Origin of the sequence: Yoonia tamlensis (genome assembly GCF_900115105.1) — a bacterium.
GTDB classification, from domain to species: Bacteria; Pseudomonadota; Alphaproteobacteria; order Rhodobacterales; family Rhodobacteraceae; genus Yoonia; species Yoonia tamlensis.
The window spans coordinates 244,833-257,743 of the sequence record NZ_FOYP01000002.1 but is presented as its reverse complement, the minus strand read 5'-3'; the positions used below and the strand labels follow the sequence as shown (position 1 = coordinate 257,743).

12 protein-coding genes are annotated in these 12,911 nt (G+C 55.6%); 8 read left to right on the top strand and 4 right to left on the bottom strand.

Going from position 1 to position 12,911, the window contains the following annotated elements; translation table 11 throughout:
* Window position 1: 1 nt before the first annotated feature.
* The 7 genes from BM320_RS13115 (at window position 2) to BM320_RS13085 (ending at window position 7,299) form a co-directional block, all read left to right on the top strand.
* A complete protein-coding gene (locus BM320_RS13115; RefSeq protein WP_090201555.1) occupies window positions 2-892 on the top strand; it encodes an aldo/keto reductase in 891 nt (296 codons plus the stop codon).
* Window positions 889-1,410: a flavin reductase family protein gene (locus BM320_RS13110; RefSeq protein ID WP_090201016.1), complete on the top strand. Its 522-nt coding sequence runs from the start codon at window positions 889-891 to the stop codon at window positions 1,408-1,410. The genes BM320_RS13115 and BM320_RS13110 overlap by 4 nt, the downstream gene beginning before the upstream one ends.
* 68 nt (window positions 1,411-1,478) lie before the next feature.
* Window positions 1,479-2,744, top strand: coding sequence for an ABC transporter substrate-binding protein (locus tag BM320_RS13105; protein WP_207496917.1), 1,266 nt, complete (start codon window positions 1,479-1,481; stop codon window positions 2,742-2,744).
* A 22-nt stretch (window positions 2,745-2,766) separates the two neighbouring features.
* On the top strand, window positions 2,767-3,831 hold the full coding sequence (locus tag BM320_RS13100; RefSeq protein WP_090201014.1) for a carbohydrate ABC transporter permease: 1,065 nt from the start codon (window positions 2,767-2,769) through the stop codon (window positions 3,829-3,831).
* Window positions 3,828-5,264: a carbohydrate ABC transporter permease gene (locus tag BM320_RS13095; RefSeq protein ID WP_090201012.1), complete on the top strand. Its 1,437-nt coding sequence runs from the start codon at window positions 3,828-3,830 to the stop codon at window positions 5,262-5,264. Before BM320_RS13100 ends, BM320_RS13095 begins: the two co-directional genes overlap by 4 nt.
* Window positions 5,264-6,328: an ABC transporter ATP-binding protein gene (locus BM320_RS13090; protein WP_090201010.1), complete on the top strand. Its 1,065-nt coding sequence runs from the start codon at window positions 5,264-5,266 to the stop codon at window positions 6,326-6,328. The genes BM320_RS13095 and BM320_RS13090 overlap by 1 nt, the downstream gene beginning before the upstream one ends.
* Entirely contained in the window at window positions 6,319-7,299 is a 981-nt protein-coding gene (locus BM320_RS13085; RefSeq protein ID WP_090201009.1) for a YeiH family protein, read from the top strand. Before BM320_RS13090 ends, BM320_RS13085 begins: the two co-directional genes overlap by 10 nt.
* Before the next feature lie 7 nt (window positions 7,300-7,306).
* On the opposite strand, the gene BM320_RS13080 is transcribed toward BM320_RS13085, so the two are convergent.
* A complete protein-coding gene (locus tag BM320_RS13080) occupies window positions 7,307-8,422 on the bottom strand; it encodes a Hint domain-containing protein (RefSeq protein WP_090201007.1) in 1,116 nt (371 codons plus the stop codon).
* 231 nt (window positions 8,423-8,653) lie between these two features.
* Here BM320_RS13080 and BM320_RS13075 point away from each other — a divergent pair, with 231 nt between their 5' ends.
* The gene (locus BM320_RS13075) at window positions 8,654-9,883 is read left to right on the top strand and encodes an AGE family epimerase/isomerase (protein ID WP_090201005.1); all 1,230 of its coding nucleotides are present in this window, start codon (window positions 8,654-8,656) and stop codon (window positions 9,881-9,883) included.
* A 56-nt stretch (window positions 9,884-9,939) separates the two neighbouring features.
* Here the strand turns inward: BM320_RS13075 and BM320_RS13070 are convergent, their stop codons facing one another.
* The 3 genes from BM320_RS13070 to BM320_RS13060 form a co-directional block, all read right to left on the bottom strand.
* The gene (locus BM320_RS13070) at window positions 9,940-11,217 is read right to left on the bottom strand and encodes a TRAP transporter large permease (protein ID WP_090201003.1); all 1,278 of its coding nucleotides are present in this window, start codon (window positions 11,215-11,217) and stop codon (window positions 9,940-9,942) included.
* A 2-nt stretch (window positions 11,218-11,219) separates the two neighbouring features.
* Window positions 11,220-11,750, bottom strand: a complete 531-nt coding sequence (locus tag BM320_RS13065) for a TRAP transporter small permease (RefSeq protein ID WP_090201001.1) — start codon at window positions 11,748-11,750, stop codon at window positions 11,220-11,222.
* A gap of 93 nt (window positions 11,751-11,843) precedes the next feature.
* A complete protein-coding gene (locus tag BM320_RS13060; protein WP_090201553.1) occupies window positions 11,844-12,827 on the bottom strand; it encodes a TRAP transporter substrate-binding protein in 984 nt (327 codons plus the stop codon).
* Window positions 12,828-12,911 lie beyond the last annotated feature (84 nt).

Below are 12,911 nucleotides of genomic sequence, written 5' to 3'. Positions count from 1 at the left end.
GATGCCGCGCATACAAATCACCCCTGATCTATCCTTTAGCCAGCTTGTCTATGGCATGTGGCGGATCGGCGATGATACCGACACATCCGCCGCCCATGTTGCGGCTAAAATCCACGCCTGTCTGGCGCAAGGGATCACCACTTTTGACCAAGCCGATATTTACGGTGGCTATACCGCCGAAGACGTTCTTGGTGTTGCGCTCAAGGCGGACCCGTCCTTGCGCCCGCAAATGGAGATCGTGACCAAATGCGATATCGTGGCGCCTATGGGCCGCTATGCGGATTCGAAATGCAAATACTACGACACGACCCGCGCGCATATCGCGTCATCGGTCGATCTATCGCTTGCGGCGATGGGCACTGATTACGTTGACTTGCTGTTGATCCATCGCCCCGACCCGCTCATGGATCATCATGAAACCGGTGCCGCCCTTGATGAAATGGTGAAATCGGGCAAGGTGCGCGCGGTTGGTGTGTCGAATTTCCGCCCCTATGACTGGGAATTGCTGCAATCCGCGATGACCGAAAAACTGGTGACCAACCAGATCGAAATCTCTGCTTCGGCGATTGCACCGTTTACCAATGGTGACATTGCATTCCATCAACGCCATGGCCACGCCATGATGGCTTGGTCGCCCTTGGGTGGCGGCGATTTGATGACAGGCCAAAATGCATTGACCGACCGGATGGATGAAATCGCGCGCGATCAGGGCGTTGATCGGGCCGCCGTAGCTGTCGCGTTCTTGCTGCGGCACCCGTCCAAAATCCTGCCGGTTCTGGGCACCAATAATCTGGACCGGATTGCACGGCTGTCGGATGCTTTGAAGGTCACAATCAGCCGTCAGGATTGGTTCTACCTGTACGAATCCGCATTGGGCGCAGAGGTTCCATGACCGTGGCCGATACACCAAAAACGCAGCGGTCTTTTGTCCCTGACGCAAATAATACGCGCCAGTTGCGCGATGCGTTCGGGCGGTTTGCGACGGGCGTCACAATTGTGACCGTTGCGACCCCCAACGGGCCGATGGCGATCACCGCCAATAGTTTTTCGTCGCTGTCGCTGGACCCGCCGCTTGTGCTTTGGGCGCCTGACAAGGGGTCGCGCCGTTTTGCGCATTTTGCGCAGGCGGAACATTTTGCCATCCATGTGCTGGCAGCGGACCAAGAAGACCTGTGCTGGCGCATTGCCCGCGATGGGGCTGGGTTGGCAGAAATGGCACCGGCAACCAATGCCGAAGGCGTGCCGGTGCTGGCGGGTTGTCTCGCGCGGTTCGAATGCCGCCACTACGCGTCTTATGACGGTGGCGATCATGAAATCGTCGTAGGGCAAGTGTTGCGCGCCGCACAGCGTGACGATGGCGATGCATTGACGTTTTTTAGAGGTAAAATGGCTGGTCACATCGCGCAATAGCGTGGCGTGGCAGGAGGCAGCCAAAAGCAAAGACCAAGAAAGAAATCGGATTGTCTGGGGAGGACACCATGAAGACGAAATCAAACAAACTGACTTTGGCAGCGCTGATGCTGACAGGTGCAAGCGGCGCATATGCGGACGAAGTATCGTTTCTTTGCTATCAAGACAGCAACGAATGCGATGTCATCGCTGAAATGCTGCCAGCATTCACCGAAAAAACCGGCCATACCGTCGCGTTGGAAACCGTTGCTTACGACGTGATCCGCGACCAGTTGGAAAACCAGTTGCAAACAGATGCGGCCCCCGATGTGGCGCGTGTGACCAATTTGGGCGGCCTGAACCAATACTATCTTGATCTGGCCCCCTATGTTGATGGCGCCGCATGGGAAACCGCCTATGGCGCGACATTGCCATGGTTCCGCAAACCCGGTGGTGAAGATGCAGGCATCTACGGCTGGATGACCCAGCTGACCGTGACAGGCCCCTTTGTCAACGTGACCCTGTTCGAAGATGCCGGCGTTGAAATGCCCGGGGCAGGTGCGACATGGGACGACTGGGCAACTGCGCTGATGGAAGTCAAGGAAATGACCGGCATCACCGCAGGTCTGGCGATGGACCGTACCGCACACCGTTTGGCGGGCCCAGCATTTAGCTATGGCGCGAAATTCTTTGACGATGCCGGTAATCCGATCCTTGTGGACGCAGGTTTCCGTGACTTTGCGGAAACATTTGTCGGCTGGCACGCATCCGGCCTGATGCCTGCCGAAGGCTGGCCCGCTGGCGAAGGCACGCAGTACCGCAACGCCGCACCGCTGTTCCAGTCTGGCGATGTTGCAATGCACATGTCTGGATCGTGGATGATCAACAGCTATGCTGACAACATCACCGATTTCGACTGGGTTGCTGTCCCTGCCCCATGCGGTGATGGTGGCTGTGGCGCAATGCCGGGCGGTGCTGCGATTGTCGCGTTTGAATCGACAGACGTGCCAGAAGCAGCCGCTGCGCTGATCGACTTCCTTGCAATGGAAGAAAATGCCGCGAAATTTGCCGCCGCCACGCGCAACATCACAGCTCACCAAGGTCTGCAAGCGTCAGGCATCGACTATGCGGATGCATCCCCGGCGGTTGCTGCGGCGCTTTCTGTCTTTGCGGCCAATGCGGGCGTTGCGGCTGAAACCACACCGCAGGCCTATACGCTGCAAGGCTATGCCAAGAACTTTGTCATCTATGGCGCGGTTCCTGACTACCTGACACAGGCAATCACAGGCGAGCTGACCCTTGACGAAGCGCTTGCCGCGATTGATGCGGATATCGCCGCCAAGATCGCTGAATAAGCCGTAAGATAGGGGTCACGGCATGTCTGAGGCATTATCTGCTGCATTTTCCGGCTCGCCGTGGCCGCTTTACCTGCTGATCTATGTGATCATCGGTTGGGCGCTTGTGCGCCCTACCGGCACCATCTGGGACCGCAGCATGAGCACGCTTGGCTGGCCCATCGAGATGACCCAGCGCCTGTCGGGTGCAACGGGGCTTCCCTATCTGTTCTTGCTGCCCAATATGATCATCTTTGGGCTGTTCACCTTTGCGCCGCTGTTCATCAATATGGGTTTTTCGGTGACCGAAGGGCAATCTATCCTGTTTTCCGACCGCGAATGGGCGGGGCTTGATAACCTGCGCCGTCTGCTGTCTGAAACCCAGATCGACACTGGTGCCGCCAACCTCGAAGACGACAAATTCCTGAGCGCGGTCTACGATACGGCAACATTTGTGGTGTTTCAGGTCCCAATCATGATTGCGGTCGCGCTGGCATCGGCGCTGGCGTTGAACCGCAATATCGTCGCACGCGGGTTGTGGCGCGCGGTTTTCTTCTACCCGGTGATGTTATCGCCCGTGGTCGTCGGTTTTCTCTGGAGCCTGATCCTCAAGCGCCAGGGTGTGCTGTCCGAAACGCTGCTGCGCTGGGGTTGGATCGACGCGCCAGTGCAATGGCTGACAGACCCGTCATGGACAATGTTCTGGTCGGTCTTTGTCTACACTTGGGCGCATCTGGGATTTTATATGTTGATCCTTTTGGCAGGGCTGCAAGCGATCCCGCGCGATGTCTATGAGGCTGCCGAAATGGACGGCACACCTGCGTGGCGTCAACTGACCCGCATCACGATCCCGCTGCTTGCGCCGACGCTTTTGGTGGTGACAGTGTTGTCACTGGTCAAGGCTTTCCAAGCCTTTGAAGAGCTTTATGCCATGTCGGTGCGCTGGACGTCGCTGGTCGGCTATATCTTTGAAACCTCGGGCTTGCGCGGGCAACCAACGGCCAACGGGCTGGGCATTGCCGCAATGGCGTCGTTACTGGTGGCTGTCGTGCTGATCATGCTGTCGCTGCTGCAAGTTTACCTTTCTTCGAAATCGAGCAAACAATGACAGCTATCGCAACATTTCTGACGCGCAAGGCGGGGGGCCGTCGGGCAAACTGGCTTGACTGGTTGACCTATGCCTACTTGTTCAGCGGGTTCTTGATGATCGTTGTGCCGGTCATGTGGCTTGCGCTGAATTCACTAAAATCCGCGTCGCAGCTTGAAAAACAGGACCTTTCATTGCTGCCGTCCAGCTTTGAAAGCGTGGCGCGCGCCACCGTTTCCGGACCGGATGGCAAGGAGATTTTCTTTATTCAGGACCTGCCCGATTGGGTGTTGAACTGGAACGATCTGTCGGACGAACAAAAGGCCGGCCGCGACATCCCCGCGTTTCTGGCGGCATGGTCGGGCAATGAACTATATGCGCTGCGGTCGCAACTGGGCTATGTGCCCACATTGGTCCGCGACATGGTCGCAGCACAGGACCTGCCAGAATGGCTTTTGCGCTACCCGTCGATGTCGGTATCGGCAAAACAGGATTTCGACCCGACCGCAGTGATCGCAACGCTTGCGCCCGAAGATCAGCGGCTTTTGTCCGAATTTTTGGGCATCGGCGGTTACGAACCATCGCGACTGGCGCTGCAGGTTCTGGTGCGTGCGCCTGATCCTGAAACCGGCGAAGAGACGCTGTTCGGGATATCCAACTTTAAGGCCACCCGCGCGCTTACCCCTGCCCGCTATGTCGATAACCGCAGCGAGGATGTCGTGCGGCTGAACACGGCAGAGATCACGATGCGCCGCCAGCTTGACCCGTCATGGAACAATTTTTCGGACCCGCTGACAGGTAATGCGTTCGGGGTGAATGTGAACTTTGCGACCTGTTTCACCAATTCTGTTCTGGTCACATTGATCGCAACAGTTCTGACGCTTTTGATCAATTCGATGGCGGCGTTTTCGCTGGCCAAATACAAATTCCGCGGGCAGGTCGCGTTTTTCATCGTCATTCTAGCAACTTTGATGGTGCCGCCGACCATCACGCTGGTCGGTGTGTTCAAGGCGGTGAACGCGACAGGGCTATCGGGATCAATTTGGGGTGTGATTATTCCGGGGGCTGCGACACCAACTGGCGTGTTCCTATTGCGGCAATACATGCTGTCGATCCCTGATGAATTGATCGAAGCCGCGCGCATGGATGCTGCTTCGGAATGGAAGGTTTACTGGCGCATTGTGCTGCCATTGGCGATGCCAGCATTGGCGGCGCTGGGCATTTTGTCGATCATCTGGCGCTGGAATGACCTGATCCTGCCGCTGGTTGCGATTGCGACCACCAAAGAAGCCTACACTATCCAGCTATGCCTGCTGGAATTCCGCGGCGAACATCTGTCGCAAGAACACTACCGGCTTGCGATGACGATGGTCAGCCTTGTGCCTTCCACGCTCGTCTTTGTGTTCTTGCAAAAATACATCACCACCGGCATTGCCAATACGGGACTGAAATAATGACCAAACTTGTCCTTAAAGACGTGAAGAAATCTTACGGCGATGTCGATGTTATCCACGGCATTGATATGGAAATCCCATCTGGTGAATTCTGTGTATTCGTTGGCCCATCAGGTTGCGGAAAATCGACGCTGTTGCGGATGATTTCGGGGCTTGAAGGCATCACCGCGGGCGAGATTGAAATTGACGATGCGGTTGTAAACCATGTGCCGGCTGCGCAGCGCGGGTTGGCGATGGTGTTCCAGTCTTATGCGCTTTATCCGCATATGTCGGTGCGCAAGAACCTCAGCTTCGGGCTTGAAAACCTGCGCACCCCAAAGGCCGAGATCAATGCGCGTGTGTCAGAAGCCGCGCGGATGCTGCAAATTGATCCCTATCTTGATCGCCGTCCGGGCCAGCTATCGGGCGGGCAGCGCCAGCGCGTTGCGATTGGCCGTGCGGTTGTGCGCGAACCCAAAGTGTTTTTGTTTGATGAACCGCTGTCCAACCTTGATGCGGAACTGCGCGTCAGCATGCGCCGTGAAATCGGCGCGTTGCACCGGCGGTTGGGCAATACAATGATTTACGTCACCCATGATCAGGTCGAAGCCATGACGATGGCCGACAAGATCGCGGTCCTGCGGGCCGGAAAAGTTGAACAATTCGGTACGCCCTTGGACCTGTTCAACAATCCCAAGAACCGCTTTGTGGCCGGGTTTATCGGGTCTCCCGCGATGAACTTTTTGCAAGGCAAAACCGGCCCGCAGGGAATTACGCTTGCCGATAAGACGGTGATCGCGGTTGACCCCGCGCGCCTGCAAGGGCCGGATGGCACAGCGGTCGAACTGGGTGTCCGGCCCCGCGATCTGATCATTGATCCAGACGGACCTATCAACCTGCGCATTCTCGAGGTAGAACAGCTTGGCGCTGAAAGTTACCTTTTCGCGGAGCTTTCATCAGGAGAATCCATCGTGGTACACCAGCCCGGCCAGACACAAGTTAAAATCGGCGACGGGTTGCGTGTGGCGATAAATCCGGATGCGCTGTTTGTGTTTGATAAGGCAAGCGGGCAGGCATGGTACTAAACGCCAAGGCCGTTTTCCCCGGCCTGCTATTTGCTGCAATGGTGGCGATGGCCGCGCAGTTTCTGTCGGAACATTACGGCGCACCAGTCATGCTGATGGCGATCCTTTTGGGGATTCCGTTTCAATTCCTGTCCACCGAAGAGCGTACGGCAGCCGGTATCGGCTTTGCTTCGCGCAGGGTTTTGCGGATTGGCGTTGCGCTGCTTGGTGTGCGGGTAAGCGTAGATATGGTCGCCCAGATCGGCTTTGCCAATGTGGCGCTGGTGGGGTCCGGCGTGGCGGTGACGATCCTGTTGGGGTTGGTCATGGCGCCGTTGTTCGGGCGGGACCGGTCATTTGGTTTTCTGGTTGGCGGGGCTGTCGCGATTTGCGGGGCTTCGGCGGCGATGGCGATTGCTTCGCTTTTGCCCAAAGGCGAAAAATCCGAACGTGATGTGACATTTACAGTGGTTTCGGTCACGCTGGCATCAACCGTGGCGATGATTGCCTATCCGATCCTGATCAGCGCGCTGGGCATGGATAGCCAGTCGGCGGGCGTGTTTTTGGGTGGCACAATCCACGATGTGGCGCAGGTTGTCGGCGCGGGCTATTCGGTGTCGGATGAAACCGGGGATGTTTCGACGCTGGTCAAATTGTTCCGCGTGGGCCTGTTGGCGCCGGTCGTATTTATCGGCGCGCTGTTCTTGCGGCAATCCGGTCAAGGCGCAGAAGGCGTGCCGCTGATCCCTGGTTTTGTGATCGGGTTTTTGGTGCTTGCCGGAACGAATTCGCTAGGCTGGCTGCCTGCGGTGGCGATCCAGACCGCTGATAGCGTGTCGCGCGCTTGTCTTGTGACCGCGGTTGCCGCCGTTGGGATGAAAACATCGTTTGAAGACCTGCGATCCGTGGGACGATCCGCGCCGCTGATGATCCTGATCCTGACAATTGCGCTTGCTGGCTATGTTCTGGCAGGACAACACATCTTGTTCTGATGTCAGCTTAGGCGAACGCGTTGAGCAATGGCTTTGCGTTCTTAAGATGTCGCGCAACCAGTTGTTTTTGCTGTTTTTTAGATGGTGACGGATATGCAATCTTCGGCGTTTTGCGTTCCAATTCCGGAAACAGCGCCAATATTTCGGTCAGCGCAGCTGGCGGGATCATCTTTAACGATTCAGGGCCAACAAAGAAACTTTCGCTTGGTGCGCTCTCTGCAAAAATGACCTCGTGCTGGTCAAAAAGTAAATGAAAATATGTGACCGGCGCATTGCTATCATCGACGTCAATATCGGGCAAGGCAGTCAGCTTAATTGCCGGAACAAGCACATTTGTCGTGCCGAACATGCGCTCTGCAATTGGTGACGAAACCACCATCCGATGTTGCCGTGACACAAGCAAATCACGTAGCGGCAGCCCGTTCCCTAACGCCCCAGCCGATATCCGGATCGGCCGCAACTGCGGCTGTCGGGCAAGGCGTGTCGGCGTAATATCTTTGGACCCGATCCAGCGAATGGGCTGTTGGCCATGTGTGGCCGTCAGGATCATATCCCCGACCGCAAGATTTTCGACGGGGCTTGGCCCGTCAGCCGTTAGAATCATTGTCCCACGATTGAAACAGACGACGTCAAAATCAGTTGAATCAATGCCAACCTCAAAATAGTCCCAATTTCCGTTCCCGCCAACAGACCCGACTGCGCCAAGGCTGATGACGGCAGTGTTAAACCGAATTTCCATGATGCTGCCGTCGCTATGGTGGCCACCTGAAATCGACCCGTCAGCATTCACAACATGGGTTGCCGCACCAGATTGGGTAACCGTTACGGTGCCATCGGCAATGAGCGTGTTAAGATCAACCGGAACCCCATCAACCACAATAAAGTATTCTTCGTTACTATTGCTGCCCGAAATCTGCATTGTTGCGCCAGTGACATAGCTATCAAAGGTCACCGTAAACTGTTCCGATCCGGTCCCGTTTACACGCGCACCATCGTTTAGGCCCTGCCAGTCAACTGTTGGTGACGTGCCCGTCACCGTATACCCGACAGTATCACCGTTGGTCGCAGTGAGCGTCCCTGTTGCGCCATTCGAATAGTCATTAATCACATCGAGAAAAGGCATAACAGTTTCACAATAATAGCCAGTGTTAGTCACTGTGTTCCTGAAAACGGCGGTTTCGTCAACATGCCTTCTGACCTTGCCCGCGACAGGCCTGACTGCTGCCTGAATTTGTTGCTAGACTGGCGCAACAAATATCTGTTAACAAAATCTAAATCGATTTAGGTTTGTGGCCGTTTATCTGCTTTGCAATGGTTAAGCTTCTCGCACACTTAGTATCCAAGGGAAAAACTGATGAAATTACCTCTTTTTGAACCAGACAGCACCTATCAGAACTGGCTCAAAGATACCGTGCATCGTAACTATTTGCACGCGGACGCGCAGCGCCAGTTTGACTTTTTCCGTCCCAGCCTGCGCGCGGACGGCGGGTTTTATGTGCTGGATCTGGACGGCGCACCATTGGACAGTACGGTTCAGGAACTGCATACGACGGCGCGCATGGTGCATTCCTTTGCGCTGGGGCAGATGGCAGGGTTCGCGGGTTGTGATGCAGTGGTTGATCATGGCTTGAAATACCTCAAGAGCCACCATCACGATGCCGACCACGCTGGCTATCTATGGGGTTTGGATGGCGATAATATCCATGACGGGCGCAAGCTGGCTTATGGGCATGTGTTTGTTTTGCTGGCTGCGTCTTCGGCGCATATGGCGGGGCATCCGGACGCGATCACCTTGATCGATGACGTCACCAATGTACTGAACACCCGTTTCTGGGAGGAAGACCGCGGGCTTTTTGCGGATGAATGGAACCGCGATTGGAGCCCGTTTTCGACCTATCGCGGCATGAATGCCAATATGCACGGGGTTGAGGCATTGCTAACCGCGTTCGAGGCGACGGGGCGCACGGCCTATCTGGACAAGGCGGGCCGGATTCTCGATTTCTTTGTGGGGCAAATTGCGCCTGCAAACAACTGGCGGCTGGCCGAGCATTACACCCAAGACTGGCAAATTGATTGGGCCTATTCGGAAAACCCGATGTTCCGCCCTGCAGGCACCACACCTGGGCATTCGTTCGAGCTCGCCCGTTTGTCACTACAATATTGGGACCTGCGCGGGCGGCCGGATGGAAACGCTGTGCAAAACGCGCGCCATTTGATGCAAGCCGCGCTTGATGATGCATGGGACAAGGCGCGCGGCGGGTTGATCTATACGCTGAACCCCGATGGCACCCCCGCGATCAAGGACCGCTATTGGTGGCCCGTGACCGAAGCAATTGGGGTGTTGGCAACGCTGATCAAGCTGGACCCACAGCCCGCCGACGAAGACTGGTATCGCAAGCTATGGCAATTTGCTGACGGCCACTTCATCGATCATGCGCGCGGCGGCTGGTATCCGGAAATTGACGGGTCCGGCGCGCCCACAGATGCGCAATTTAAAGGTAAGCCCGACATTTACCATGCTGTGCAGGCATCGCTTTTTGCACTGGCTCCGGGGATTTCCAACATGGGTAAACCTGCCGCCTAAACAAAAACGGCGCCCCACAGGTTGTGGAGCGCCGTTTGTTTTTGTGTCGTTCGCGGTTACAGGATGGATGGCAACCAAAGCGAAACGGCAGGCACGTAAGTGACCAAAATCAGCGCGCCAAGGATGGCGATGTAGAATGGCCAAATCGATTTTAGCGCCTGTTCGATCTTGATCTTACCCACGGCACAGCCCACGAACAGGCAGGTCCCGACAGGTGGCGTGCAAAGCCCAAGCCCGAGGTTCATCAACATCATGATGCCGAACTGGGTCGGGTCCATGCCAAGACCCTTGGCGATTGGCAAGAAGATCGGTGTACAGATCAGGATCAGCGCCGCCATATCCATGATCATCCCGAGGATCAGCAAAATCACGTTGATCATAAGCAGGATCATGATCGGGTTTTCGGACACGGTAACCAAGGCATTGCTAAGCCGTGAAGGCACCTGATAGAGCGCCAGCAAATACGCGAACGAACTGGCGAATGCGATCAGGATCATCACCATCGCGGTCGTGCGCACGGTGCCGATAATCGATAGCTTGAAAGACTGCCAAGTCAGGCTGCGATAGTAGAACGTGGTCAGCAAGATCGCGTAGATGGCGCCAAATGCACCGGATTCGGTTACTGTAAAGATACCGGACAGCGTACCACCAACAATGATCACAGCGGTCAGGAAACCGGGGATCGCATCACCTGCACTGCGGCCAACTTCGCCCCAGCCCGGGAATGGTTCGGCGGGATATTTGTGTTTGACCGACAGGATATAGGCCGCAATCGCAAGGCTGACACACATGATCATGCCAGGAATAACACCTGCAAGGAACAGTTTGGAAACCGACAATCCGCCGCCAGCAGCCACCGCAAAGATGATCATGTTGTGGCTTGGCGGGATCACGATACCGGCGATTGATGAAGTAACGGTGACGTTCACCGCAAAGTCGGGGCGATAGCCGCGTTCTTTCATCACGGGAATAAGGATCGAGCCAAGCGCCGAAATATCCGCGACCGCAGAACCGGAAATGCCGCCAAACAACATGCTTGAGAAGATGTTCACCATCGCAAGTCCGCCCTTGACGTGACCGACCAGCGCCGAGGCAAGTTTTACCAGCCGCACCGCGATACCGCCGTGCAGCATGATTTCACCGGCAAGAACAAAGAACGGGATCGCAAGAAGCGAAAAGACGGACACACCAGCGGTCGCACGCTGGAAGGTGATCAGCATCGGAAAGCCTTCGTACCAGAATGCCGAAGCGGCCGCGATACCCATTGCAAAGGCCACAGGCATGCCGACAACAACGCCCACGCCGAATACGAGCAAGAGAATAGTTAGGCCCATCTTTAAGACTCCAGTTTGTCAGTGTTCGGATGCCAGTCGGAAAAGGTCAAAATCCGAATGATTCCGCGGCTGCCCGCATGCAAGACTACCAATGCGCCACACGATGTGATCGCAAGGGTGCGAAAGCTTTCGGGGATATCGAGCATCGGGATCAGTGAATCCCAGCCGAACCGCATCAGGGCGATACCCGCATAGCACATGATGCCGCCAAAAAACGCGAGCACAAAGTCGATGGCGATCATGACCAGTTTTTGTGCGCCAGTCGGCAAGAGATCACGAAACAGCGAAACACCAAGATGGGTGTCATCGCGCACGCCCGCCGCCGCACCAAGGAATGCAATGTAGCAGACCAGAATCAAGGCAAGCTGTTCAACCCATGTCGGCGTTACGTTCAACACATAGCGCCCGAAAACGAGCCACCCGAAGGTGACGATCAGGACAACAAGGGCAATAGAAGCAAGAAAGATGCTAAGCCATTGGACACCGGCCAACACTGATTCACATCGATCAATTATGGATTTGCGATCACTCATGCGCGCGCCTCATGTAAGATATTGATTGATTGGATATAGAAAAAACGGCCCGCGCCGAAATCGACACGGGCCGTCGTTCTTACGCGACTTGGTTTAGCCGCCGTTACGGATCAGGTTAACCAGATCTGTAAGTTCAGGGTTTGCAGCAAGGAAGTTGTCGTAAACTGGTGCCATCGCTTCTTGGAATGGACCTTTGTCCGCAATGGTGTTCACGATTGTGCCGCCTGCTTCAACGGTCGCCATTGACGCCGCTTCACGTGCTTGCCACAGTTCGCGCTGCAACAGTGCAGAAGCGTGACCTGCTTCTTTTACGATTGTTTGCTGCTCTGGTGTCAGCGCATCAAACGAGATTTTTGACATGCACAGGCACTCAGGAATGATCAGGTGCTCTGTCAAAGAGTAGTACTGTGCAACTTCAAAGTGGCTTGTTGATTCGTATGATGGCGGGTTGTTTTCCGCACCGTCAACAACGCCGGTCTGGATAGACTGGTACACTTCGGCGAATGCCATTGGTGTCGCGTTGCCGTCCATTGATTCAACCATCTGAACGAACAGATCGTTGGACATCACGCGGATTTTCAGACCTTCAACGTCTGCTGGCGTGTTGATCGGACGTACAGAGTTATAGAAAGAACGTGCGCCAGCGTCGTACCAGCCAAGTGGCTCAACACCGCGTGCGCGCATGCCTTCGGAAATTGCTTCGCCGACAGCGCCGTCCATCATTTCATACATCGCTGGGATGGATGGGAAGATGAATGGCAGGGAAACAACGTTGGCTTCGGGTACTGATGTACCGAACGGCCCAAGGCTGAATTCACCAAAATCGATCACGCCAAGGCGCAGCTGTTCAATCGCGTCAGGCTGGCTGCCCAAAACGCCGTTGTGGAATGTTTTTGCGGTCAGTTCACCGCCGGTGCGCTCTGCAACTTCTGCTGCGAACGATTCCATGGCGATAGAAACAGGATAGTCCTCGACGTGGATGTTCCAGCCGCGCAGTTCTTCAGCTGAAACTGACGTAGCTGCAAGCGCAAGGCAGCTGCCAAGAACGGCACTGCGAAGTGTGAAAGATGTTGTCATGTGATCCTCCCAGATACAAATATGGTTTACGCCCTTTGGACCGGATGTGAATCCGACCAACAGCGCCAACAGGTATACTAGTAT

Coding starts and splice junctions, on each gene's coding strand:
- BM320_RS13115 (WP_090201555.1), top strand. CDS start 2: ATGCCGCGCATACAAATCACCCCTGATCTATCCTTTAGCCAGCTTGTC.
- BM320_RS13110 (WP_090201016.1), top strand. CDS start 889: ATGACCGTGGCCGATACACCAAAAACGCAGCGGTCTTTTGTCCCTGAC.
- BM320_RS13105 (WP_207496917.1), top strand. CDS start 1,479: ATGAAGACGAAATCAAACAAACTGACTTTGGCAGCGCTGATGCTGACA.
- BM320_RS13100 (WP_090201014.1), top strand. CDS start 2,767: ATGTCTGAGGCATTATCTGCTGCATTTTCCGGCTCGCCGTGGCCGCTT.
- BM320_RS13095 (WP_090201012.1), top strand. CDS start 3,828: ATGACAGCTATCGCAACATTTCTGACGCGCAAGGCGGGGGGCCGTCGG.
- BM320_RS13090 (WP_090201010.1), top strand. CDS start 5,264: ATGACCAAACTTGTCCTTAAAGACGTGAAGAAATCTTACGGCGATGTC.
- BM320_RS13085 (WP_090201009.1), top strand. CDS start 6,319: ATGGTACTAAACGCCAAGGCCGTTTTCCCCGGCCTGCTATTTGCTGCA.
- BM320_RS13080 (WP_090201007.1), bottom strand. CDS start 8,422: ATGCCTTTTCTCGATGTGATTAATGACTATTCGAATGGCGCAACAGGG.
- BM320_RS13075 (WP_090201005.1), top strand. CDS start 8,654: ATGAAATTACCTCTTTTTGAACCAGACAGCACCTATCAGAACTGGCTC.
- BM320_RS13070 (WP_090201003.1), bottom strand. CDS start 11,217: ATGGGCCTAACTATTCTCTTGCTCGTATTCGGCGTGGGCGTTGTTGTC.
- BM320_RS13065 (WP_090201001.1), bottom strand. CDS start 11,750: ATGAGTGATCGCAAATCCATAATTGATCGATGTGAATCAGTGTTGGCC.
- BM320_RS13060 (WP_090201553.1), bottom strand. CDS start 12,827: ATGACAACATCTTTCACACTTCGCAGTGCCGTTCTTGGCAGCTGCCTT.